Raw genomic sequence first — 20,994 nt, forward strand, 5'->3', positions numbered from 1 at the left:
CGAGGGGCATAGGCCTCCCATGATAGAGGCTGCCGCCCCGCGCAGTCCGTGACGCTCGCCCATCGGCTGGCTCTCGCCACGCTCGTCGTCGGCGTCACGGTCGTCGTGCATCTCGCCGGCCTGGCAGTGTTGCTCGCCATTCTGCGCCGCTATCGGCGTGCTTCGCGGCGTTATCTCGTCATTCTTCTCAACGGCGGCGCGATCCTCGTCGCCGCCTTCGGGCTATTCGCGCTGCACTCGGCCGAAATCTGGATCTGGGCAGGCATGTACCAGCTGCTCGGCGCTTTCACAGACTTCGAGCATGCGTTCTATTTCTCGACATCGACCTATGTCACGATAGGCTATGGCGATCTCGTCCTGCCCCCGGGGCTGCGCATCCTCGGTGCGATCGAGGGCGCGAGCGGTATCATCCTGATCGGCTGGTCCACGGCCTTCTTTTTCTCGATCGTCGATCGCAAGAAACTCCTCGAACGCAGTTTCGATACCAATCATAGTGGCGGGTGACCTAGCGGTGCTGACGCGGTGTGGCTGCTAGGCACGACCAGTCGGTGCGGGTGACACTGGATTTTCAGTCAGGGCTGCGAGCCAGAGCGCGCCCAGTTCAAGATCGATCCAGTCCGCGGCAAAGGGATCGAGCCCGGAACCGGGATAGAGACAATATTCCCCGAAATAGGGCCGACCTCCGATGTCGTAGAAGTCGACGCGAAGAAAGTTCATGTCGCCGGCCAGCGTTTCGGCCGCCTCCAGCATCGCAGGCAGTGACGGCGGCGGGGGCGGTTCGTCCGCGGCCTTGACAAGCTGTCGCCAGCTACGGTCGTGAAGGACCCACCGATGCCGGCGGCCGCGCCCGAGATGGACTTGGACATGCGTTGCGGTGCCGCCGAACACATAGATCTTATAGTCGATCGGGAGCGGGAGCGCGCCGCCAAGCAGCGGCTCGGCGAGGATGCCTCGCGGAACGTCGCGATAGGCCCATTCGGCGAGCCAGCGCCCGTAGGGTCTGCGCTGCCAGCGGCGGGCTGTTCTGCGCAGTTGCTGCCATCGCGCGCAGTCGGGCACGGCCGTGATGACCCTATATTGATTGCAGCCGTGGCGCGACTTGATGATCGCGGGGACCGGGAACGGGATCAGCCAGGGCAGGTCCGTGCCTTGCCAGAGCGTCGGCACGATCCACTCCTCGCCCAGCCGCGTCCCCGCCAAGCGCTTTGCCGCGATCTTGTCCATCATCTGGGTCTGGATCGGCGACCGATCGGTCAGCTTTCTAAGCTGCACAAGTTCGGTGAAGCGGGTGGGATGGTTCCAGTCGATGGGGCGGCCATGGCGCCAGCCATAGAGAAGACCGACGCGCTGCGCGGCGGGCAGAAGCCCCCGATCGACACCGTTTTGGGTCGGCGCGGTAGCGAAAGCCGCGGTCATGGCGCTCCCGTTCCACAACGACCGGCGCCCGGATTTTCATATGCCTGCAGGGCGGCCCAAGCGGCCAGGAGCCGCACATGCTTCGATGGTTTGTCCGCGGCCGTCATGTAACAGGTAACCGTGCAGGTGCGAAAAGGCTGCCTATCCCGATCATTCCTTCGAGGATCGGGGCGGGGTCCGCCCATGTCCGTCAGACAGCCGTGCCCACCAGCCGGCCGATTCCGGCCGTGATGGCCATCGCAAGCGCCCCCCAGAATATAACGCGTGCAACCGGACGGGCGGGCGCGGCGCCACCTGCAAATGCGCCGAGCCATCCCAGCGCGGCGAGGAACAGCAGCGACCCGATGGCTTCGAGTGCAACGATCCCTGTCGTCGGCGTCAGCGCGGCGACGAGGAGCGGCAGCGACGCGCCGGCGGTAAAGGTGGCGGCAGACGCCAGCGCCGCGGTGACCGGGCGCGCGGCCGTCATGTCGGTGATATGGAGTTCGTCGCGCGCATGCGTCGTGAGCGCGTCGAACGCGGTCATCTGGCTGACCACGATGCGCGCGGTTTCCGGATCGAGGCCGCGTCGTTCATAAATGCCGGCGAGTTCGTCGCGTTCGGCCGCGGGGTCGCTCTCCAGCTCTCTCTTTTCGCGGGCAAGGTCCGCCCGCTCGGTATCGGCCTGCGAACTGACCGACACAAATTCGCCGGCCGCCATTGACATGGCGCCGGCAACGAGGCCGGCAATCCCCGAAACCAGGATCGATTGACGGGTGGCACCCGACGCCGCGACGCCGATGATAAGACTTGCGGTGGAGACAATCCCGTCGTTCGCGCCGAGCACGGCTGCCCGCAGCCAGCCCGTCCGCGATACGAGATGGGCTTCGCGGTAATCGCCGCGTGCGGACGGCCAGGGACCGGGCAGAAGGGTGCCCGTCATACGTCGCGCCCTTCGACCCACATCAGCGCCGCGCCGCGATCCTCGGGCTTGAACACCCTATAGCTGATATGCAGCAGAAGCGCGCTTTCGATCCGCGCGAGGGCCCGGATCCATAGCTGGTCGGCGACGACCGCGACGCGTCCGAACCGGTCGAGCTTCGCGAAAAGCGGCGCGGCGCGTGCGATATGAGCGGCCAGCCCGTTGATCTCGATACCGTCGATCGACTGCGTCTCGGCATAGACATGCACCTTTTCGTTCGCCGCCATCGCGGCGTCGAGCCGGTCCACGATCGCGGCCAGATCCTCGCCGGTGATCTTGCCCTCGATACGGACGGCAAGGACATCATCCTTCGTGTGGATCATTTCGAACATGTCGGCGCCTTTCCGGTGACGCTGGCTAGCATGGCCGCGACTGCGAGCAGGTCGAGCGCGAGACTTTGCGCTGCGGGGATGATCGAGGTGAACGGCCAGGCGAATCCGATAGCCAGCGAGACCATCATGCTGACTGCGCCCGAGAGATAGAGCCAGCCGCGGCCCGCATGGCCCCGCACGAGGGCAAGCGTCAGCCGCGCCGCCCCGCCAGCGGCGAGAATACCCGCCATCGCCATGGCGGTATGATAACCCCCGAGCAACGGATCGACGAACAGAATGATCGCCTGAACAAGACAGGCGAGCGCGCTTGCCTGCCAGAGCCGCCGATCCAGCCAGTCATTGCAGGTCGCCGCCATGCGGCCTTGGACGAGCGCGGCGAACAGCATCGCGGCGACCAGCATGTAGATGGCGGCGATCGTCTCGAGGAAGGTGCGCGAGAGGACGAACAGGATGAGGAGGCACACCGCCACTCCGATCTCGAGCACCGAGATTTCTTTCCAGAGGCCGCTCTGCACGGGTCGGCCGGGCGCATCGGTCGCAATCATTATCGTCTCCCTTGCGGAAAATTGCGTCGGGAGCAGGCATAACGCCGTGCCGGAAGTGCCGCATTACGGGATTCTACGGACTCGCCGGTTCCTCCGCTTCGGGTCGCGGTGACGCGGCGCGGGTCCCTTTGGCGATATCGTCGTCGTCGGCGGCCAGCAGCTCGCGGAACGCGGCGAGACGCGTCCGATACCCCTCGGCATCGCCAAATTCGAGAAATTCATAATAGCGCTGGTGCGGGTCGCTGATCTTCAGCGCATGCTTGATCGGGCACCAATATTGCTCGGTCCGGCTCCCGATCTCGCGAGCGTAGGCGATCACGCCATTGGCGTAGGCGCAATAGGCACAGTTCAACGATTCGACCCAGTTGAGATAGGCGAGGCGCCCCCGATCGAACGCGATATAGTCGCGCCGCTCCACACGGCCGATCCCATAGGCGCGAAAGCATACCGCCTGGTAGAAGCTGATCCAGATATCGAGCAGGACCAGCGGAAGCAGCATCGAGTAGATGACGGGCGCGGTGAGCACGGCACCGAAGGAGGAGCGGGCGAGAAACGCCCGCACGCTCGTCTTGAGTTTCCTCTGTTCGATCACGATGCCGCGTTCGAACTCCACAAGCCGGTCATGAACCCGCACGCCGAGCGCCCTTCGCCGATGTTCGATCTCGCGATCGAGTTCGACCTGCAGTTCGACGATGGTCCGCGCGATCTCTTTCATGCGCTGCGTCACGCGGCGGTCCTCGCCGCGCGCGGATCGTCCGCTTCGATGATGACCTTCAGTGCCTTGGTCTCGGCCGCCCGCGAGAAGACCTCATATGCGTCCATCATGTCGGCCATCGCAAAATGATGGGTGACAAGCTCTCCGGGATCCAATTGCTTCGCCTCGACCATCCGCAAGAGCTGCGGCGTCGAGACGGTATCGACCAATCGCGTCGTGATCGTGATATTGCGGGACCAGAGGTGTTCGAGGTGCAGGTCGGCCTTGGCGCCATGCACGCCGACATTTGCAATCGTTCCCCCGGCTGCGACAAGCAGCTGACAGAGTTCGAAGGTGGCGGCAACGCCGACAGCCTCGATCACCGTGTCGGCGCCGCGCGCATCCGTCATCTCCATCAGCGCCGCCGCGGCGTCGCGCGTGCCGCTGTTGATCGTGTCGGTGGCGCCGAACCGGCGCGCCATGGCGAGGCGCGCCTCGTCCAGATCGATCATGATGATCCGGGCGGGCGAGAACAGCTGCGCCGTGAGCAGCGCGGCAAGGCCGATCGGACCCGCGCCGACGATCGCGACGGTCGATCCCGGCGCGACCTTGCCGTTGAGCACGCCGCATTCGAAGCCCGTCGGCAGGATGTCGCTGAGCATGACCAGCGCATCCTCGCCGGCCTCCTCGGGGATGGCATAGAGGCTGGTGTCGGCATGCGGGATACGAACATATTCTGCCTGCGTGCCGTCGATGATGTTGCCGAGGATCCAGCCGCCCGTCGTGCAATGCGATGGCATGCCCCGACGGCAATAGTCGCAGCGGCCGCACGCGGTTATGCAGCTGATCAGAACATGGTCGCCGGGCGCGAAAACGGTCACGCCCGTCCCGATGCTGTCGACGATACCGACGCCCTCGTGCCCGAGGATGCGCCCCGGTTCGCAGCTCGGGACATCGCCTTTCAATATGTGCAGGTCGGTGCCGCAAATGGTCGTCCTAGTGATGCGCACAATCGCGTCGCCCGCGTCCTGCACCTGAGGCACCGGCCGCTCCTCGACGGCTTTCAGGCCGGGGCCGTTATAGACGAGGGCTTTCATGCGATGTCTCCTTTGTATGTGGCGGGGCGTCCGGACCTTTGCCTTGGCGGCCTCGATCGCGTGGAACCCGCCGGTTGCGAGGATTTTGTCTATGCCGCGCGGCGCCGCCGCTTCTGCTGGGAGCGCGCCGCCTCATAGTTGGCGAGCACCCGCCGCATCTCGTCGAGCGCCTTGCGCCGCCCTTCCTCGCTGCGGATGTGCGCGAGGTTGTGCTTCAGATTGGCGGCGAAATCGGCGTAGTCATTCTGCCAGTCTTCACCCGCGAGCCGGGCGATATCGACGCGTCCGGTCCGGATCCGCTTGGGCGGTGCGCCGGGGGCGAGCGCGAAACTCTCCCCGATCGCCGGAGCGACGACGGCGAGGCGGGGCGTTTCGGATTGGACGAGCGTGCGAAGCGCTTCGATAGCTTCGCTCTCGCCATGACCCAGAAAAAGTCCGCCACGGATCGGGTGACGTTCGCGTATCCATGCCGCGAGCTCGTCGCGATCGGCATGTGCCGAATAGCTGTCGATGCGCCGGACGGCGGCGCGAACATTGATCTCCTTGCCAGAAATCCGCACGCGCTCGGCTCCGTCGAGGATGACCCGCCCGAGCGATCCGCGCGCCTGGAACCCGACGAACAGGATCGTCGACTGGCGCCGATGAAGATTATGCTCGAGATGATTGCGAATGCGCCCGCCCTCGCACATGCCCGAGGCAGCGAGAATGATGGCGCCCGACACGCTGTTGAGGCGGATCGATTCGGCGACGTCCTCGACATAGCGGATCGAGGGATGCCGGAAGATGTCGGCGCCTTCGACATCTTCGAGCTCGGCAGCATGGCCTGCGAACACCTTCGTCGCCTGGCTCGCGAGCGGCGAGTCGACGAAGATAGGCACATTGGGGATGCGGTTCGCGTCGGCCAGGCGCGCGAGATCGAGCAGCAGTTCCTGCGTGCGTTCGAGCGCAAAGGTCGGGATCACGAGATTCCCGCCCCTCGCGAGCGCCGCTTTGACTTCGGTTTCGAGTAGCGCGCGGCGCTGTTCGATCGAGAGTTTGGGCCGCGTGCGGTCGCCATAGGTCGCTTCGCATATGAGGAAATCGACGCCATCCGGCGCTGCCGGATCGTCGTGAAACGCCTTGTTGTCGGGGCCGATGTCGCCGGAAAAGAGCAGATGCACCCCGCCGGCTTCCAGTTCGACCGAGGCCGAACCCAGGATATGGCCGGCGTTCCACAGCCGCGCCCGGAAACCCGGCGCGGGTTCGAACCACGTTTCAAGTCCGACCGGCTCGGCAAGCCGCCACGCGCGAAGGCCATCGGCCTCGGTATAGAGCGGCTCGAACATCGCTTCGCCGGCGCGGTCGTAGCGACGGTTCCGGCGCGCGGTGTCGCTCTCCTGAATCCGCCCCGCGTCGGCGAGCATATATTCGAGAAGGTCTGCGGTGGGCGCGGTGCACCAGACCGGGCCGCGATAGCCTTCCTTCGCGAGCTTCGGCAACAGACCGCAATGATCGATATGGGCATGGGTCAGGAGCACGGCGTCGATCTTGCCGACCTCGAACGCGAACGAGCCATGGTTCAGCGCCTCGAGGCTTCGCGATCCCTGGAACAGTCCGCAATCGATCAGGATCCTGTGCTGCCCGAGCGTGAGTTCCATACACGAGCCGGTGACGGTTCCGGCAGCGCCATGGAATTGGATCGTCAGCGGCGTTTCGGTATTGGCCATGACTAGCTGCCCTTCGTTCGCGGACGGGATCGACGACCGTGCATCGGCTCAGCGCCCCGCCGCGCCATGTTCGGTCATTGTCTCGAGCCACGTGGTGCGGTGCTCGGGATCGCCCTCGACATTGCCGACGATGCTGCGTTCGGTCGGCGCGATGCCGACAAAGCGCAGAATGTTGCGCTCGAGGCTGCGCAGGCTGTGCGCGCGGAAATAGAAGCGGTAGAAGAGCGCGGGCATCCCCATCGTCACGACGATATGGGCCGTCCGGCCCTTGAGGCGTTTTTCGGGCAAGCCGTTCGCCTTGGGCGCGAACGCGAAGCCCGGGCGCATCACCTGTTCGAAGAAGCCCTTGAGGCGAGCGGGCAGGTCTCCGAGCCAGAGCGGGTAGAAAATCACCAGATGTTCGGCCCATGCAATATCGTCCTGCGCCTCGGCGATCGCGGGCGGAAGCGGACCCTCCTCCCACTCGGCGCGACTCTCGAGCAAATCGAACGAGAGCTCCGCGACGACGATGCCGCGGACCTCATGGCCCGCCGCCAGCGCCGCCGCCGCATAGGTATCGGCAAGCGCATGGACGAACCGTCCCGGATCGGGGTCGGGATGTCCGTCGATGAGCGTGATCCGTCTGGTCTGCATGTGACATCCTGAACGAAGGGCCGCTGCCGGAATTTAGCGCGGGAGCAATGGACCGCCGCGCCGGGCCGAGCTGGACGGGACGGGCGAGGCGCGACGATCCGCGTGCCGCTTTTGATATCGCGGGCGGGTTCCTCCTATCCGTAGATTCCCGCATGGCTGCACGGCGCTTGCCGTCCTAGCGAAGCGGGATGTCCCTTAAGGAACAATACGGATCGCGAACGCGCCGGCCGTTTCGCGCCCCGCCAAAAGCCGCTATGGACGGAGATCGGGGGAAGGCGCACCGCGAGGGCGGCGGCGCCTTTGCAGCGCGGGCGGAGGCCGCGCGGTCGATGTCGATGATGCAACGTCCTTTTGCGATACGCCTGGCGCTGGCGCTTCTGCTCGTCGCTGCTGCGGCGCTGCTTCGCTATGCACTCACCCCCTGGCTTGGCGGCAGTGCATCCTTCCTGCTTTTCGCACCCGCTATCCTTGCTGGCGCTTTCTATGCCGGTCCGATGGCGGCATCGATTGCGACCGCGCCGGCCCTTGTGCTTGGTCTCTATTTCGCCGCGGTCCGCGACGGCAGCGGCTATAATCTCGTCGAGGCCATCATGTTTCTGGTCACCGCGGCCGGCATTGTCGCGCTCTCGCAAGCCTTCGAGCGGATGCGGCGGCGCGCGCATGAAAGCGACCATCGCGCCGCGCGGCGCGATGCCGAGGCGGCGCTGGTCGCCGAGGAACTCAATCTGCTCATCGACGGCGCGCAGGGGCATGCGATCTACCTGCTCGATGCCGAAGGCCGCGTGACGATCTGGAACAAGGGCGCCGAACGCCTCAAGGGCTGGCGCGAGGAAGAGGTCGTCGGCAAGGATGCCGCGATCTTCTATCCGCCCGACGCCGTCGCCGCCGGCAAACCTGAGGGCGACCTTGCCGTTGCGGCGCGCGAGGGACGTCTCGAGATGGAGGACTGGCGCGTCCGCAAGGATGGATCCGAGTTCCTCGCCGATGTCTCGATCACGGCGCTTCGCACCGCGGGCGGCGATCTTCGCGGTTTCGCCAAGGTCGTCTCGGACATCACCGGACGGCGCGCCGCCGAGGAGGCGCTGCGGTCGCAGGAAAGCCATCTGCGGTCGATCCTCTCGACGGTGCCCGATGCGATGGTTGTCATCGACGATCAGGGTTCGATCGTGTCCTTCAGCGCTGCCGCCGAGCGACTGTTCGGTTATCAGGAGGCCGAACTGCTCGGGGTCAATGTCAGCCGGCTGATGCCCTCACCCGATCGCGAGCGCCACGATGCCTATATCCGGCGCTTCCTCGAAACGGGGGAAAAGCGCATCATCGGCATCGGACGCGTGGTGTTCGCCGAGCGCAGGGACGGCTCGACCTTTCCGATGGAATTGTCGATCGGCGAGGCGTCGAGCGACAGCCACCCGCTCTTTACCGGCTTCATCCGCGACCTCACCGAACGCCAGCAGACCGAGGCCCGGCTCGAATCGCTCCAGTCCGAGCTGATCCATGTTTCGCGCGTCAGCGCGATGGGGACGATGGCCTCGACGCTCGCGCATGAGCTCAACCAGCCGATTACCGCGGTCACCAATTATGTCGAAGCGGTGCGCGACCTGCTCGCCAATCCCGATCCCGACGATATTCCGATGATCCGTGATGCGCTCGACGATACGGCGAAGGAAGCGTTGCGCGCAGGGCATATCGTTCGCCGCCTGCGCGACTTCGTGGCGCGCGGCGAGGTCGAGAAGACGATCGAGAAACTGCCCTTGCTCATCAATGAGGCGGCGGTGCTCGGACTGATGGGCGCGCGCGAGAAGAGCGTTGAGCCGCGCTTCGACCTCGATCCCTATGCCTCGCCGGTGCTCGTCGACAAGGTCCAGATCCAGCAGGTGCTGATCAACCTCATTCGCAACGCTGTCGAAGCGATGGCCGACAGTCCGGTGCGGCAGCTGACCGTCACGAGCCGTCCCGACCAGCGCGGCTTTGTCCGCGTGATCGTCGCCGATACCGGACCGGGCGTGACGCCCGAGGTCGCCGAGCAGCTCTTTACGGCGTTCGTCAGCACCAAGGCGGAAGGCATGGGACTCGGTCTCTCGATCTGCCGGACGATCGTCGAGGCCAATGGCGGACGTATCTGGATGGAGCCGCGCACCGGCGGCGGGACCGAATTTCACTTCACACTGGTGAGCGCGAAGGCGGAGGAAAATGATGTCGGATAGGAAGCTCGTGCATATCGTCGACGATGAGGAGGCGATCCGGCGGTCGGCGAGTTTCATGCTCAAGACCTCGGGCTATGCGGTCGAGACCTGGGCCAATGGCGCGCTGTTCCTGAAGGAAATCCGGCACGTGCCCGAAGGCTGTGTCCTGCTCGACGTGCGCATGCCCGAAATGGACGGCCTCGAGGTCCAGCAGGCGATGTTAGAGCGCGGGGTTACCATGCCGGTGATCGTCCTTACCGGGCACGCCGACGTCTCGATCGCGGTCCGGGCGATGAAGGCCGGCGCGGTCGATTTCCTCGAAAAGCCGTTCGAAAAGGCGGTGCTCATTGCCTCGATCGAGGCCGCTTTCGCCCGCATGGCGGCGGCCGATGGAGCGGTGGCGCGCGCCGCCGAGGCCGAGGTCGTTCTTGGCATCCTGACCCCGCGCGAGCGCGAGGTTCTCGAAGGGCTCGCGCAGGGACTGCCGAACAAGACGATCGCCTATGACCTCGGCATCTCGCCGCGTACCGTCGAAGTCCACCGCGCCAACCTCATGGCGAAGCTCGATGTCCGCAGCCTGTCCGACGCGCTGCGGCTCGCCTTCGCCGCCGGTCTCGGCGCCTGAAATCTGCGGACATTACGTAACGACCGCAGGACGCCCGAGCGCTAGACGACTGTCCATCGGAGGATGGACCGCATGACGACAGCCCGCCGCGAAGACCCACAGGCCGCGATCCGCCGCCCCGCGCCGGACCGCGCTGCGCGGTCGCGGCATTCGCCCCCTCTCATCGAACAGCTCACACATCGCGAGCTCGAAGTCGTGGGCGGGCTCGTGCGCGGTCTCACCAACAAGCAGATCGGGCAGGAGCTCGGCATCAGTCACCGCACCGTCGAAATTCATCGCTCGCGCCTGATGCGCAAGCTCGGCGCCGCGACGCTCGCCGGGCTCCTCGGTATCATCCTGCCCCAGCGCGACCGGATCGACGCACTGATCGCGCGGCAAGCCCGCGCCACGCGCTAGATATCTCCCGTCACGAGGAAGAAGAAAAACAGCAAGGTTGCTGCCGTCATCACCGCGGTTGCCGCCCAGCCCGACCAGCTCTGGCGGCGCGAAATGACGAGACGTCCCATCGCGCGCGGATTGCGGGCGATCAGCATCATCACCAGCATGAGCGGCGCGGCGAGCACGCCATTGACCACCGCTGCCCAGTAGAGCGCGCGCGCCGGGTCGATGCCGATCGCCGAGAGCGAGGCGCCGGCAAGCGTGGTCGCGGCGATCGTTCCGTAGAAGAGACGCGCCGAAAGCGGCTTGGCGTCGAGGCTACCTGCCATCCCCGCCATCTCGGTGACGGCATAGGCGGCCGATCCGGCCAGTACCGGGACGGCGAGAAGGCCGGTGCCGATGATTCCGAGCGCGAACATCGCGAAAGCGAACGGCCCGGCGAGCGGCCGCAGCGCTTCGGCGGCCTGCGCCGATGTGGCGATATCGCGTATGCCCTCGGCATGCAGCGTCGCCGCGGTCGCGAAGACGATCGCGAGCGAAATGAGCGTGCTGAACGCCATGCCCGTCAGCGTGTCGACACGAATGCGCCTGAACTCGCCATCGGCTGCCGCGGGCGTCAGGCAGAGCGGCTTGGCATGATGGCGATGCTGTTCCTCGATCTCCTGCCCCGCCTGCCAGAAGAAGAGATAGGGGCTGATCGTCGTGCCGAGGATCGCGACGAACGCCGTGGCATAGGCTGCATTGAGTTCGATGTCGGGAAGCAGCAGCGCCGTGAGGGCCGTGCCCCATGGAACATGCACCACGAACAGCACCGCGACATAGGTAAAGAGGGTGAGCGTCGTCCATTTGAGGATTGCGGCGTAGCGAGAATAGCTAAGGCCGACTTCGAGGACGATGCTGAGGATCCCGAACAACAAGGTATAGAGTCCGGCCTTGCCTCCGGCGAGCAGGGCCAGCGCCGCACCCATCGCGCCGAGATCGGCGCCGAGATTGATGATGTTCGCGACGAGCAGCAGCGACACCATCGACCAGAGCAGGCGACGCGAATAATGCCGACGGAGGTTGCGCGCGATCCCTGCGCCGGTAACCCGCCCGATCTCGGCGGCGATCTCCTGGATCGCCACCATCAGCGGGAAGCTCAGCACGAAGGTCCAGGAGAGCCGGTAACCGAATGCCGCGCCGATCTGGCTGTGCGTTCCGATTCCGCTCGGATCGTCGTCGGCGGCGCCGGCGATCAGGCCCGGACCGAGCGCGCGAAGAAATGTCCGCGGGTTTGACGAGAGGTTCGCCGGCTGGGTCGGCGGTCCTTCGTCTTGGTCAATTGCTGCGGTCATCGAGGCCCCAGTTTTTGAAATCATTTCACCTCTGGCCATTTCATGTTGCATCCGATCGGGCTCAGACGAGAAGGGTCGGCGTGACTGCGAGGCTGGCCGCCACGCTCAGGACAAGCGGCAGGGCGAGCTTCCATCCTTTGCGCAGCCCCGCGATCGCCAGGGCGGTGGCGCCCTTGAACAGCGTGTTCGCGAGCACCGGGGCAATGATGACGATCGTCGCGATCTGGCCCTCGAGCAGACCCGGAGGTAGCGATCCCACCGTGATGATCGCGGAGTCGACGTCGGCCAGGCCTGAAAGCGCGATGACCAGCGCGAGGCCGCGTTCGCCCACCATCGCCATCATCCAGCGTGCGGCGACGGTCAGCACCATGACGAGCAGCATCAGACCGATCGCCGGCGCGAGCCGGAACGGGTTCTTGAGCTCGACGGGACGGTTGGCAGCGCTTTCCTTGCGGCGGCTCCGCAAAGCCCAGAACATCGCGCCGCCGCTCACCAGCGCGGCGGGTGCCGCAAGCCAGCCGAAGGCCGGCATCGCTGCCGGCGCGAGGAACAGGGTCAGGATGATCGCGCGGATCAGCATGACCGCCGACGCCGCGCCGATGCCGGCAATGGCCATCGCCTCGCTTTCCTCGCCATCGCGCACGCGCATCGCGAGCGCTGCGGTCACCGCGGTCGAGGAAACCATCGCGCCGGTCGCGGCCATTACGAGCGTGCCCCGCGAGGCGCCAAAGCGTTTCGCGGCGATATAGCCGAGAAAGGAGAAGCCCGAGACGAACACCACGACCAGCCAGAGCTGGCGGGGATTCCAGGCGTCATAGGGGCCGAAGCGCTGGTCGGGCAGCAGCGGCAATATGGCGAGCGCGATGAGCGCGAACCGGACGATCGCGCCGACCTCGATATCGCTGAGACCGGAAACCCAGCGATGAAGCTCGGTGCGCAGCGCAAGCACCAGCGTCATGGCAACGGCGACCACCGTCGCCATCTCGCTCCGACCGCTGACTGCGAGATAGCCGCAACCGAGAGTGATGAGGGCCGCGAGACTTGATGTCCCGCTGAGCTGCTCGGGCGCCCGCGCGGTTTTCGCATAGCCGATGAGGGTGAGGACCGCTGCAGCCCCGGCGACAATCGCCGCGATCGCCGGGCTTTGAGATCCGGTAGCTCCCGCGATGCCGCCTGCAAGGCCGAACAGCGCAAAGGTCCGCACACCCGCGAAGCGGCTGCCCGCGGTCTCGTTGCGCAGGCTCCAGCCGCGCTGGATGCCGACAAGCAGCCCGAGAAGAAGCGCCAGTCCGATGCCGGCGAGCTGCTGCAGGTTGGCGTCGGGAAGGGATTCGATCATGTCGTTCGCCGGACGTATGTTCAGCCGCCGAACTCGCGCTCGCAGTCGATGCAATGCGCGGTGTGCGGAACGGCTTCGAGGCGCGCGGCATCGATCGGGATGCCGCACGCGGTGCAGAGGCCGTAATGGCCGGCATCGAGACGCGCGATCGCGAGCCGGATTGCCTTCATCTGCTCAGTTGCGGCGCTTTGCCGCGCATCGATCGTCTCGTCGTCTTCGCGCTCGATAGCCTGCTCGGCGGAATCGTCGTCGAGCGGCACGCGCTTCTCGCTTTCCAGCCGCTCAACCTCCGCTGCGAGCTGGTCGAGGCGCACGACCAGGCCCGCGCGTATTTCGGAAAGACTGTGCATCACGCCTCCTCCTCGATCGCGATGAGCGCGGCAATCTCGTCGAGGGTGAACAGCCGCCGTTTCTTGAGGTCCTCCAGCTGGTCGTCGGCGACCGCCGCAAGACCGGCCTCGACTCGCTGAATCCGGCTCTGAAGGTCATGATGCTCCTCGGCGAGCTGGCGAAAATTCGAACTGCCAAGCTTGAGTGCATGGAGCGCCGGCCCGTGGTCCGGAAACAGCGCATGAAGATCGTGGCCGGCTTCGCTCATCCTGGGTCCTTTCGTCGCGGATTTGTCTCGCCGGATTGCGCCGGGACGCGCGCCCTGTCGTTACGCAATAGCCCTTACGCCCCTGGCGGTTCGCGCCGGTCGGGCCTTTCCTCGCACCGCATACGTACAGTTGCGTAATCACGGGCGCATGCAGAGCCGCTATTCCCGGCCGCATGAGGGGTCAGCCACATCTTTTCCGCCAGCCAGGCCGCGACCGCCAAGCAACGGAGTGGCGTGCGCAGCGCGCGTCGCTTGCGGGTGCACAGCGATGAGCGATTGCGCATCCTGCGCCGTACGCTGCCGCGCCATCTGCGCCAGCCTTGCTGCCGACGAAGCCGCCGAACTCGGCCGCATGGGGCGGCGGCAGCGCGTGAAGGCGGGTCACACCCTGCTCTGGGAAGGCGACGAAGCCCCGACGGTCGCGAATGTCCTGTCGGGCGTCCTGAAGCTCGTCGTTGCCACCGCCGATGGCCGCGAGCAGATCGTCGGGCTCGTCTTCCCTTCCGATTTTATCGGCCGCCCGTTCGGCAAGCAAAGCCCCTACCGGGTCACCGCTATGACCGACGCCGAGGTCTGCATCTTCAATCGCCAGCAGTTCGACGATTTCGCGGGTCGCCATCCGCATCTCCAGCAGAAACTGCTCCATCGCACGCTCGACGAGCTCGACCGCGCGCGGCACTGGATGATGCTGCTCGGCCGCAAGTCGGCACCCGAAAAGGTCGCCTCCTTCCTTCTCGACATGGAAGAGCGGCTGCCCGCCGATGCCAGCGAGACCCCGGGCGGGTTCGAGCTCCCCTTCGGCCGCCAGCAGATCGCCGACATATTGGGGCTGACGATCGAAACGACCTGCCGGCAGCTGACGCGCATGCGCAGCGACGGCCTCGTCGACTTGCCCTCGCGGCGCGCGGTACGGATCAACGACCGCGCCCGAGTGGCAGCGATGGCCGGTTGAGAAAGTGGGAACCTGGGCGAAGCTCGCCGGAAGGGCAGCGCTTTTGCTGGGAGCGGCGCTGCTGTTGCCACTCGCGGCCTCGGCCGAGCCCTCAAGCCCGCATGGGAGCGTGCTCGATGCCGCCGAGCGGTTGAAGCCCGGAGATTATATCTGGGCGCCCGAGATCGCGCCGCGCGGGCCCTTGATGATGATCGTGAGTCTCGCGACCCAGCGCGGCACGCTGTACCGCAATGGCGTCCCGATCGCGATTACCACTGTCTCGACGGGCAAGGCCGGCCATGAAACCCCGACCGGTGTCTTCACCATCCTCCAGCGCGACGTCGACCATCGCTCGAGCCTCTACGATGATGCGCCGATGCCCTATATGCAGCGGCTGACCTGGGGCGGCGTGGCGCTGCACGGCGGCACCTTGCCGGGCTACCCCGCTTCGCACGGTTGCATTCGCCTGCCGCATGGCTTCGCCCGTCTCCTCTATGGCGTCTCCCGGCTCGGCATGACGGTCATCGTCACCGATGCCGCAGCGGTGCCGCGTGCGGCCCCGACCGATCCGCTCGCCGTGACCGAAACGCGCCCTTCCGATGGCGCGCTGCTCTGGACGCCCGAACGCGCGCCCAGCGGCCCCCTGTCGATCATCGCCAGTGCCACAGACCAGCGGATCCTGATCCTTCGTAACGGAACGATCATCGGCTCGGCGCCCGCGCGCATCGAGGGATCGATGACGGGCACTTCCGCCTTCATCCGGCGGTCGGGCGTCGAGGGGCCGGCAGCCTGGACGGAAGTCCCCCTCCCGGGCGCGATCGCCGCGAGGACACCGACGTCGTTCGCCGGGCGCGTCCACATCGCGGCCGATCTGCGCGCGCTGCTCGGCCCGCTTCTGGTCGCGGGAACGAGCGTGATCATCACGCCCGATTCGCTGCGCGCCGGAGGCCCGGTGCCGGCGGAGATTCTCGGCGGGGACGAGGAAGGCGCGCCGGATCGCTAGGCGCCGACATCGGCGCGTCTGGTCCTACGGCCACAGCCGCGGAGCGAGCGACAGGATCAACGACGCGCAGATCACAAGCGAAAGCATCGCCGATCCGAGCTTGAGCCGAAGCAGCGCCTCGCCGTGCCGGTCGGTGTGAATACCAGGGGGCATGATATAACTCCGGTGCGAGGGAATCGCGCGAGATCGAGCGGGAGGGCCGGAGCCGCGTCTGCGGTTCCGGCCCGTTTGCCTAGCTGGCGATCTTGATCTTGCGAGCGTGATCGCGCGCCTTTTCGGTCTTCGCGATCTCGACGCTGAGCAAGCCATGCTTGAACTTCGCTTCGATCTTGTCGGCATCGGCGTCGGCGGGCAGGGCGATGCGGCGCCGGAAGCTGCCGTGACGCCGCTCGCTGATCAGATGTCCATCCTCGCGGCGCTCGGAGGATTCCTCCTTTTCGCTCGCGAGCAGGAGGACCCCGTCGGCGACCTCGAGCCGGATGTCCTTCTCGGTGAGGCCCGCGAGCTCGGCGGTCAGCTTGTAGGCCGGGCCGGTATCGACGAGTTCGACCGCCGGGAGCGGGCTCACGAGCCGCGGGACGTAGCTCAGCAGGCTGCGGCCGGGGAGAGCGAACTCCTCGAACATGCGGTCGAGCTCGCCGCGCAGCCAGTTCATCGCGCCAAGCTCTGCCTCAGCGGGCTGGCTACCCGCGGTGCGGGTGGGGGTCAGATCGTTCATCAGCTTGCTCCTTCTTGAGAATCGAGAGGGATCGCGGCGGCGGGCTGTGCCGGGCAGGACCCTCGTCGCCGCGATGCGCCGGAGCGCAACCCGGACCTAGCGAGCAGGCTGCGACGGCAGAATCGGGGAAGCTCCCAAGCGGAGCTCTCCTTACGGAAAGTTGCGGATAAGCCGCATCCTTCGTCCCGGGTTAAGGCTGCCCGCACGCGCCGGCGGTTCTTGCCGATATTCGCCGGCTTCGGTCCGCTCGCAATGCGAGCCGGATTTCTTTCGAAGGAGAATGATCATGCAGAAGAAGAGTGACGGCCAGCTGCAGGATGATGTGGTCGCCGAACTCGAATGGGATCCGAGCGTCGATCACGCCGATATCGGCGTCTCCGTCAACGACGGCGTCGTGACGCTGGCGGGCTATGTGAAGAGTTTCCCGCAGAAGGTCGCGGCCGAGCGCGCCGTACGGCGCGTCGCGGGGTTCGCGCGCTTGCCGAGGAACTGAAAGTGCGCTTCGCGTCGGATCCCAAGACCGCCGACCATGAAATCGCCAAGCGGATCGTCGACATGATCGGCTGGACGGTCGCGATCCCCGAGGGGCAGGTCAAAGTGAAGGTCGAGCGCGGCTGGGTCACGTTGACCGGCACCGTCGAATGGCACTTCATCGCGAAGGAAGTCGCGCGCGCCGCGGGACAGATATCGGGGGTCACCGGCGTCTCCAACCTGATCAAGGTCGGCGATATTCCGACCCCTGCGGACGTCAAGGCGCGGATCATGGCAGCGTTCAAGCGTCAGGCGGGTCTCGACGCAAGCGGCGTATCGGTCACCACCGAGGGCAGCACGGTCACACTGCGCGGCTGGGTCAAGGCGTGGGGCGAGCGGCGCATGGCCGAGCTCGCTGCCTGGTCAGCGCCCGGCGTGACCGACGTCGAGGATTATCTCGCGGTCGACAGCTGATCCCGCTCGCCTTGGGGAAGAGGCGACCCCCCTGCGGCCGTCCGGACATCCGGGCGGCCGCCTTTCTATCCGTATCATTGCGCATATCGGGTTGGGCCGACGACCCATAGTCTCGGCGCAGAAACCAAGGAGACGGCTCATGAAGAATATCCTGTTGCTCGTACATGACGACCATAGCCAGGAAGCTCGCTTGCAGGCGGCGCTCGATATCACCCGGGCGGTCGAAGGCCATCTGACCTGCATCGACGTCACGCCCTATCCGCTCATCGCCGGTGACGGGTTCGGCTTTGCCGAAACCGTCGTCATCCTCGACGAGCGCGAAAGCGAGGCGAAGAACAAGTCGGTGATCAGCGAGCGCCTGTCGCGCGAGGATGTCAGCTGGAGCTGGATCGACGCGATGGACGAGATCGCGAATGCGGTACTCGATGCAGCCGACCTCGCCGACCTCATCATCCTCAATCGCGCGCTCGACGGCTTTCCGATGCCCGACATGCGCGACATCGCGAGCCGCATTGTCGCGCGCGCGAGTGCGCCCGTGCTGGCGGTGCCCGAGACGCTCGAACGCTTCGAGCTTGAGCGTGCGCTCGTCGCATGGGACGGCCGTCCCTCGGCGGCGGCCGCGCTCCGCGCCGCTGTACCGCTGCTCGTCTTCGCAAAAGAGGTCGAGATCTTCACCGCGCAAGGGTCCGACAATCATATCGTGCCTGAGGATGCCGCGACCTATCTCTCGCGCCACGGCATCGCGGCGAATGTACGCAAGACCGACATCGGCAAGTTTCACGCCGATTTCCTGATCTCCGACGAGGCAAAGATGTTCCGCGCCGATTATATCGTGATGGGCGCTTACGGCCGCGGCCGGCTGCGCGAGACCTTCGGCGGCACCACGAAGAATCTGCTTTCGAAGAGCAAATTCCCTCTGCTCATGAGCCATTGATCGATGGCCGCCGGCCCTGTTTTCCGGCTTCGGGCTCGCACCTCCGACAGGGCGAGCCCGGCAATTCTGCAAGACCTGGCCGGAAGGGTCCGGAAACCTGCCGGCCGGCCAAAGCTTCGATAACGGGACCATGGACATGTTGATCGCCCGATCGGGTTGGAGCGAGGCACCGCCGACCATTCTTATCGTCGAGGATGACCCGGCGGTGCGGCGCTCGCTCCTCCTGCTTCTGCAGGGACGCGGATTTGCGGCAAAGGCCTGGCCCGCCGCCGATCCCGCGCTCGCCGAGGCGGCGCGCGCCGCGCCCGACTGTCTGATCGTCGATTACCGGCTCGAGAGCAGCGACGGGATCGCGATGCTGGGCGCGCTACGCGCGCAGGGCTGGGATGGGCCGGCCATCCTGATCTCGGCCTATCCGTCCGGGGAATTGAGCGCGCGGGCGCGCGAGGCGGGCTTCGCGCTCGTTCTGGAAAAGCCCTTGCGCGAGCATATGCTTGTCGACGCCGTGACAAGGCTCACGCGCAGCGGCACGCCGCCCGCAAGCCCTTGAGGCCTTGTCCGGCCGGGCGCGGCTATTCGGGATATTCGCGCGGCGTGGCTTCGGGATGACTGTCGGGAAGCACCGGTGCCTCCGGCGACGTGCGCAGCGGCTGGCGATCGGGGTCCGGTGCCGGCGTCTCCGGATAGGCCTTGTCGGGCTGCACCGGCGGGTCGCAATCGGGACATTCGGGAGGGCGCGCCGCGCTGGCGGGGTCTCGCCCGAAACGATCCATGGCAGTCTCTCCTGACAGGCCCGTCTGGCCTTCGCCACTTTCGCGCCGCTGGTGCGGGCGCGCCATTAGGGATTCCCCCTAGCCGCGCCCTCGGGGACGAGGACGAGCGCGCCTTCGACTTCGCCGGCGCGCAACCGGTCGAGCGCGCGATTGGCGTCGGCGAGCGGTTGCGCGGTGACATGCGTCCGCACGCCGCAGCGCGCCGCGGCTTCGAGAAATGCTGCGCCATCGGCACGGGTCAGATTGGCGACCGACCGGATAGACCTTTCCTCCCAGAGATCGGCATAAGAAAAGGACGGGATGTCGCTCATATGAATGCCCGCGCAGATGACGCGTCCGCCCTTGCGGACATGGCGTAGCGCTTCGGGAACCAGTGCTCCAACCGGCGCAAAGAGGATCGCTGCGTCGAGCGGGTCCGGCGGTGCTTCGGTCGACGCGCCCGCCCAGACGCAACCAAGCCGGCGGGCGAAATCCTGGCCAGCGGTATCGCCCTCGCGCGTGAAGGCGTAGACATCGGTGCCGTCGGCGATCGCGAGCTGCGCGAGAATATGTGCGGCGGCGCCGAAACCATAGAGGCCGAGCGCCTTCGCGCCGTCCGCCATGCGATACGCGCGGTAGCCGATCAGGCCGGCGCAGAGCAAAGGCGCCGCATGAAGATCGTCGAAGGCGGCAGGGATTGCGAGGCAAAATCGCGCATCGGCGACGACATGCGAAGCGAAACCGCCGTCGCGCGTGAAGCCGGTGAACTCGGGCGCGTCACAGAGATTTTCATGGCCCGTGGCGCAATAGGGGCAGGTGCCGCAGCTCCTGCCGAGCCAAGGCACGCCGACCCGGTCGCCAAGCTCGAACCGCGTGACGCCCGCGCCGAGAGCATCGACGTGGCCAACGATCTCATGGCCCGGGACAATCGGAAGCCGGCCGCTGATGTCGCCGTCGGCGATATGGAGATCGGTCCGGCATACGCCGCACGCGGTGATCGCAATCCTGATTTCGCCGTCTGCCGGGGTCGGCATCGCGCGTTCGACGCGGTGCAGCGGTGCGCCCGGCGTGTCGAGCTGCATGGCATGAAAGCCGTGGTCCATTGGGAGTGTCTCCAGCCGGCTGCCTGCCGGGCGCCGACCCGATGGCCAGGGTCAGCGAAGATCGAGTTCGAGCAGAGCGAGCGTGGCGTCGCCATCATAGTCGCTCGCCTTGAACCCCAGCGTCCGCTCGACCTCCATCGCGCCCCGGTTGGCGCGGCTCTCGATCGACCGCAGCGTCTTGAGGCCGCGGACGCGGGCGAGATCGACGGCATGGTTGAGGAGGGTCCAGCCGACGCCGCGTGTCTTATACGCCGGCGCGACCGAAATCGCGACCTCGGCGGTCACGAACGCATCGTCGGCGGCGATCAGCAGGCTTGCGATGAGCTTCGATGTCGCGGCATCGAACGCGAGCAGATGCTCGCGGTGCCGGTGATCGACACCGATCATCGCCGCAAGCTGGGCGCTCGACAGGTGCGACTGGCCGCTTAGGAAGCGGAACTGCATATCGTCCGCCGTCAGGCCGTCGAAGAAATGATTGACGATATCCGCGTCGCTGTCGGCGACCGGCCGGAGACGAAGATCGACGCCGCTGCGGGTCTGCAGGCGGGTTTCGGTCGCCTCGCTGAGCGTGGTGTCGGGCGCATTGGTGAGCGTCATCCTCTGTCTCCTTGATTCGGGTCGGGCCGCCGGAGCGGCGAAGGGCGAAGGGTGAGGGTGCCCGCGATGCGGCTTTGCTCGCGCCGCGGGTCCGCCGGCGCGCGATTCACCGGAGTCCGGCGCGGGTGCGCGCGAAATGGGGTCAATGGACTGGGTCTCGGCATCGCTTG

The 20,994-nt window shown here is 66.2% G+C and carries 27 protein-coding genes; 10 read left to right on the top strand and 17 right to left on the bottom strand.

Annotation, left to right across the window (positions count from 1 at the left end; translation table 11 throughout):
- Positions 1–48: 48 nt before the first annotated feature.
- Positions 49–504: an ion channel gene (locus GGC65_RS20575; protein ID WP_192648861.1), complete on the top strand. Its 456-nt coding sequence runs from the start codon at positions 49–51 to the stop codon at positions 502–504.
- Between the two features lie 27 nt (positions 505–531).
- On the opposite strand, the gene GGC65_RS20580 is transcribed toward GGC65_RS20575, so the two are convergent.
- The 8 genes from GGC65_RS20580 to GGC65_RS20615 form a co-directional block, all read right to left on the bottom strand.
- On the bottom strand, positions 532–1,416 hold the full coding sequence (locus GGC65_RS20580; RefSeq protein WP_192648862.1) for an ATP-grasp fold amidoligase family protein: 885 nt from the start codon (positions 1,414–1,416) through the stop codon (positions 532–534).
- 190 nt (positions 1,417–1,606) lie between these two features.
- Positions 1,607–2,338, bottom strand: coding sequence for a VIT family protein (locus GGC65_RS20585; protein WP_192648863.1), 732 nt, complete (start codon positions 2,336–2,338; stop codon positions 1,607–1,609).
- Positions 2,335–2,709, bottom strand: coding sequence for an STAS/SEC14 domain-containing protein (locus GGC65_RS20590; protein WP_192648864.1), 375 nt, complete (start codon positions 2,707–2,709; stop codon positions 2,335–2,337). The genes GGC65_RS20585 and GGC65_RS20590 overlap by 4 nt, the downstream gene beginning before the upstream one ends.
- A complete protein-coding gene (locus tag GGC65_RS20595) occupies positions 2,697–3,254 on the bottom strand; it encodes a hypothetical protein (RefSeq protein ID WP_192648865.1) in 558 nt (185 codons plus the stop codon). The genes GGC65_RS20590 and GGC65_RS20595 overlap by 13 nt, the downstream gene beginning before the upstream one ends.
- Before the next feature lie 73 nt (positions 3,255–3,327).
- Positions 3,328–3,981 (bottom strand): hypothetical protein, encoded by a 654-nt coding sequence (locus GGC65_RS20600; RefSeq protein ID WP_318780205.1) that lies wholly within the window; start codon positions 3,979–3,981, stop codon positions 3,328–3,330.
- On the bottom strand, positions 3,978–5,045 hold the full coding sequence (locus tag GGC65_RS20605) for a zinc-dependent alcohol dehydrogenase family protein (RefSeq protein WP_192648866.1): 1,068 nt from the start codon (positions 5,043–5,045) through the stop codon (positions 3,978–3,980). The genes GGC65_RS20600 and GGC65_RS20605 overlap by 4 nt, the downstream gene beginning before the upstream one ends.
- A gap of 89 nt (positions 5,046–5,134) precedes the next feature.
- On the bottom strand, positions 5,135–6,751 hold the full coding sequence (locus tag GGC65_RS20610) for an MBL fold metallo-hydrolase (protein ID WP_192648867.1): 1,617 nt from the start codon (positions 6,749–6,751) through the stop codon (positions 5,135–5,137).
- Positions 6,752–6,799: 48 nt separating this feature from the next.
- Entirely contained in the window at positions 6,800–7,384 is a 585-nt protein-coding gene (locus GGC65_RS20615) for an NAD(P)H-dependent oxidoreductase (RefSeq protein ID WP_192648868.1), read from the bottom strand.
- A gap of 335 nt (positions 7,385–7,719) precedes the next feature.
- Here GGC65_RS20615 and GGC65_RS20620 point away from each other — a divergent pair, with 335 nt between their 5' ends.
- The 3 genes from GGC65_RS20620 (at position 7,720) to GGC65_RS20630 (ending at position 10,588) form a co-directional block, all read left to right on the top strand.
- Positions 7,720–9,588, top strand: coding sequence for a PAS domain S-box protein (locus GGC65_RS20620; RefSeq protein WP_192648869.1), 1,869 nt, complete (start codon positions 7,720–7,722; stop codon positions 9,586–9,588).
- On the top strand, positions 9,578–10,192 hold the full coding sequence (locus GGC65_RS20625) for a response regulator transcription factor (RefSeq protein WP_054733988.1): 615 nt from the start codon (positions 9,578–9,580) through the stop codon (positions 10,190–10,192). Before GGC65_RS20620 ends, GGC65_RS20625 begins: the two co-directional genes overlap by 11 nt.
- Positions 10,193–10,264: 72 nt before the next feature.
- Entirely contained in the window at positions 10,265–10,588 is a 324-nt protein-coding gene (locus tag GGC65_RS20630; protein WP_225940941.1) for a response regulator transcription factor, read from the top strand.
- On the opposite strand, the gene GGC65_RS20635 is transcribed toward GGC65_RS20630, so the two are convergent.
- From GGC65_RS20635 to GGC65_RS20650, 4 genes are all read right to left on the bottom strand, one after another.
- Positions 10,585–11,904: an NRAMP family divalent metal transporter gene (locus GGC65_RS20635; RefSeq protein ID WP_192648871.1), complete on the bottom strand. Its 1,320-nt coding sequence runs from the start codon at positions 11,902–11,904 to the stop codon at positions 10,585–10,587. The two genes, GGC65_RS20630 and GGC65_RS20635, sit on opposite strands and share 4 nt — an antisense overlap.
- 61 nt (positions 11,905–11,965) lie before the next feature.
- Entirely contained in the window at positions 11,966–13,243 is a 1,278-nt protein-coding gene (locus tag GGC65_RS20640; protein WP_192648872.1) for an MgtC/SapB family protein, read from the bottom strand.
- A 20-nt stretch (positions 13,244–13,263) separates the two neighbouring features.
- Positions 13,264–13,593 (bottom strand): TraR/DksA family transcriptional regulator, encoded by a 330-nt coding sequence (locus GGC65_RS20645; protein WP_192648873.1) that lies wholly within the window; start codon positions 13,591–13,593, stop codon positions 13,264–13,266.
- Positions 13,593–13,841 carry a YdcH family protein gene (locus GGC65_RS20650; protein ID WP_062185537.1) on the bottom strand — a complete coding sequence of 83 codons (249 nt, stop codon included), beginning with the start codon at positions 13,839–13,841 and terminating at the stop codon, positions 13,593–13,595. Before GGC65_RS20650 ends, GGC65_RS20645 begins: the two co-directional genes overlap by 1 nt.
- A gap of 268 nt (positions 13,842–14,109) precedes the next feature.
- On the opposite strand from GGC65_RS20650, the gene GGC65_RS20655 reads away from it, so the two are divergent.
- Both GGC65_RS20655 and GGC65_RS20660 read left to right on the top strand, forming a co-directional pair.
- Positions 14,110–14,793 carry a Crp/Fnr family transcriptional regulator gene (locus GGC65_RS20655; RefSeq protein ID WP_054731554.1) on the top strand — a complete coding sequence of 228 codons (684 nt, stop codon included), beginning with the start codon at positions 14,110–14,112 and terminating at the stop codon, positions 14,791–14,793.
- A gap of 4 nt (positions 14,794–14,797) precedes the next feature.
- Positions 14,798–15,775 carry a L,D-transpeptidase family protein gene (locus GGC65_RS20660; protein WP_318780206.1) on the top strand — a complete coding sequence of 326 codons (978 nt, stop codon included), beginning with the start codon at positions 14,798–14,800 and terminating at the stop codon, positions 15,773–15,775.
- Positions 15,776–15,799: 24 nt separating this feature from the next.
- On the opposite strand, the gene GGC65_RS23640 is transcribed toward GGC65_RS20660, so the two are convergent.
- Together GGC65_RS23640 and GGC65_RS20665 are read right to left on the bottom strand one after the other, a co-directional pair.
- Positions 15,800–15,928 carry a hypothetical protein gene (locus GGC65_RS23640; protein WP_257720438.1) on the bottom strand — a complete coding sequence of 43 codons (129 nt, stop codon included), beginning with the start codon at positions 15,926–15,928 and terminating at the stop codon, positions 15,800–15,802.
- Between the two features lie 79 nt (positions 15,929–16,007).
- The gene (locus GGC65_RS20665) at positions 16,008–16,493 is read right to left on the bottom strand and encodes an Hsp20/alpha crystallin family protein (protein WP_225940942.1); all 486 of its coding nucleotides are present in this window, start codon (positions 16,491–16,493) and stop codon (positions 16,008–16,010) included.
- A gap of 286 nt (positions 16,494–16,779) precedes the next feature.
- Here GGC65_RS20665 and GGC65_RS20670 point away from each other — a divergent pair, with 286 nt between their 5' ends.
- The 4 genes from GGC65_RS20670 (at position 16,780) to GGC65_RS20685 (ending at position 18,922) form a co-directional block, all read left to right on the top strand.
- Entirely contained in the window at positions 16,780–16,986 is a 207-nt protein-coding gene (locus tag GGC65_RS20670; protein ID WP_192648874.1) for a BON domain-containing protein, read from the top strand.
- Positions 16,987–16,988: 2 nt separating this feature from the next.
- Positions 16,989–17,438: a BON domain-containing protein gene (locus GGC65_RS20675; protein WP_192648875.1), complete on the top strand. Its 450-nt coding sequence runs from the start codon at positions 16,989–16,991 to the stop codon at positions 17,436–17,438.
- A 139-nt stretch (positions 17,439–17,577) separates the two neighbouring features.
- Positions 17,578–18,372, top strand: coding sequence for a universal stress protein (locus GGC65_RS20680; RefSeq protein WP_192648876.1), 795 nt, complete (start codon positions 17,578–17,580; stop codon positions 18,370–18,372).
- A gap of 136 nt (positions 18,373–18,508) precedes the next feature.
- Positions 18,509–18,922 (top strand): response regulator, encoded by a 414-nt coding sequence (locus GGC65_RS20685; RefSeq protein WP_192648877.1) that lies wholly within the window; start codon positions 18,509–18,511, stop codon positions 18,920–18,922.
- Positions 18,923–18,944: 22 nt separating this feature from the next.
- On the opposite strand, the gene GGC65_RS20690 is transcribed toward GGC65_RS20685, so the two are convergent.
- From GGC65_RS20690 to GGC65_RS20700, 3 genes are all read right to left on the bottom strand, one after another.
- Positions 18,945–19,145: a hypothetical protein gene (locus tag GGC65_RS20690; protein WP_192648878.1), complete on the bottom strand. Its 201-nt coding sequence runs from the start codon at positions 19,143–19,145 to the stop codon at positions 18,945–18,947.
- A gap of 65 nt (positions 19,146–19,210) precedes the next feature.
- Entirely contained in the window at positions 19,211–20,227 is a 1,017-nt protein-coding gene (locus tag GGC65_RS20695; protein ID WP_192648879.1) for a zinc-dependent alcohol dehydrogenase family protein, read from the bottom strand.
- Between the two features lie 51 nt (positions 20,228–20,278).
- Positions 20,279–20,824 (bottom strand): GNAT family N-acetyltransferase, encoded by a 546-nt coding sequence (locus GGC65_RS20700; protein WP_192648880.1) that lies wholly within the window; start codon positions 20,822–20,824, stop codon positions 20,279–20,281.
- Between the last annotated feature and the right edge of the window lie 170 nt (positions 20,825–20,994).

This window comes from Sphingopyxis sp. OAS728 (assembly GCF_014873485.1).
Taxonomy (GTDB): domain Bacteria; phylum Pseudomonadota; class Alphaproteobacteria; order Sphingomonadales; family Sphingomonadaceae; genus Sphingopyxis.

What these genes read in the sequence shown, in the direction of transcription:
- GGC65_RS20635 (WP_192648871.1), bottom strand. Translation starts at nt 11,904, where the DNA reads ATGACCGCAGCAATTGACCAAGACGAAGGACCGCCGACCCAGCCGGCG.
- GGC65_RS20700 (WP_192648880.1), bottom strand. Translation starts at nt 20,824, where the DNA reads ATGACGCTCACCAATGCGCCCGACACCACGCTCAGCGAGGCGACCGAA.
- GGC65_RS20690 (WP_192648878.1), bottom strand. Translation starts at nt 19,145, where the DNA reads ATGGATCGTTTCGGGCGAGACCCCGCCAGCGCGGCGCGCCCTCCCGAA.
- GGC65_RS20625 (WP_054733988.1), top strand. Translation starts at nt 9,578, where the DNA reads ATGTCGGATAGGAAGCTCGTGCATATCGTCGACGATGAGGAGGCGATC.
- GGC65_RS20610 (WP_192648867.1), bottom strand. Translation starts at nt 6,751, where the DNA reads ATGGCCAATACCGAAACGCCGCTGACGATCCAATTCCATGGCGCTGCC.
- GGC65_RS20595 (WP_192648865.1), bottom strand. Translation starts at nt 3,254, where the DNA reads ATGATTGCGACCGATGCGCCCGGCCGACCCGTGCAGAGCGGCCTCTGG.
- GGC65_RS20585 (WP_192648863.1), bottom strand. Translation starts at nt 2,338, where the DNA reads ATGACGGGCACCCTTCTGCCCGGTCCCTGGCCGTCCGCACGCGGCGAT.
- GGC65_RS20605 (WP_192648866.1), bottom strand. Translation starts at nt 5,045, where the DNA reads ATGAAAGCCCTCGTCTATAACGGCCCCGGCCTGAAAGCCGTCGAGGAG.
- GGC65_RS20650 (WP_062185537.1), bottom strand. Translation starts at nt 13,841, where the DNA reads ATGAGCGAAGCCGGCCACGATCTTCATGCGCTGTTTCCGGACCACGGG.
- GGC65_RS20580 (WP_192648862.1), bottom strand. Translation starts at nt 1,416, where the DNA reads ATGACCGCGGCTTTCGCTACCGCGCCGACCCAAAACGGTGTCGATCGG.
- GGC65_RS20630 (WP_225940941.1), top strand. Translation starts at nt 10,265, where the DNA reads ATGACGACAGCCCGCCGCGAAGACCCACAGGCCGCGATCCGCCGCCCC.
- GGC65_RS20615 (WP_192648868.1), bottom strand. Translation starts at nt 7,384, where the DNA reads ATGCAGACCAGACGGATCACGCTCATCGACGGACATCCCGACCCCGAT.
- GGC65_RS20685 (WP_192648877.1), top strand. Translation starts at nt 18,509, where the DNA reads ATGTTGATCGCCCGATCGGGTTGGAGCGAGGCACCGCCGACCATTCTT.
- GGC65_RS20655 (WP_054731554.1), top strand. Translation starts at nt 14,110, where the DNA reads ATGAGCGATTGCGCATCCTGCGCCGTACGCTGCCGCGCCATCTGCGCC.
- GGC65_RS20645 (WP_192648873.1), bottom strand. Translation starts at nt 13,593, where the DNA reads ATGCACAGTCTTTCCGAAATACGCGCGGGCCTGGTCGTGCGCCTCGAC.
- GGC65_RS20680 (WP_192648876.1), top strand. Translation starts at nt 17,578, where the DNA reads ATGAAGAATATCCTGTTGCTCGTACATGACGACCATAGCCAGGAAGCT.
- GGC65_RS23640 (WP_257720438.1), bottom strand. Translation starts at nt 15,928, where the DNA reads ATGCCCCCTGGTATTCACACCGACCGGCACGGCGAGGCGCTGCTTCGG.
- GGC65_RS20620 (WP_192648869.1), top strand. Translation starts at nt 7,720, where the DNA reads ATGATGCAACGTCCTTTTGCGATACGCCTGGCGCTGGCGCTTCTGCTC.
- GGC65_RS20640 (WP_192648872.1), bottom strand. Translation starts at nt 13,243, where the DNA reads ATGATCGAATCCCTTCCCGACGCCAACCTGCAGCAGCTCGCCGGCATC.
- GGC65_RS20695 (WP_192648879.1), bottom strand. Translation starts at nt 20,227, where the DNA reads ATGGACCACGGCTTTCATGCCATGCAGCTCGACACGCCGGGCGCACCG.
- GGC65_RS20590 (WP_192648864.1), bottom strand. Translation starts at nt 2,709, where the DNA reads ATGTTCGAAATGATCCACACGAAGGATGATGTCCTTGCCGTCCGTATC.
- GGC65_RS20670 (WP_192648874.1), top strand. Translation starts at nt 16,780, where the DNA reads ATGCAGAAGAAGAGTGACGGCCAGCTGCAGGATGATGTGGTCGCCGAA.
- GGC65_RS20665 (WP_225940942.1), bottom strand. Translation starts at nt 16,493, where the DNA reads ATGAACGATCTGACCCCCACCCGCACCGCGGGTAGCCAGCCCGCTGAG.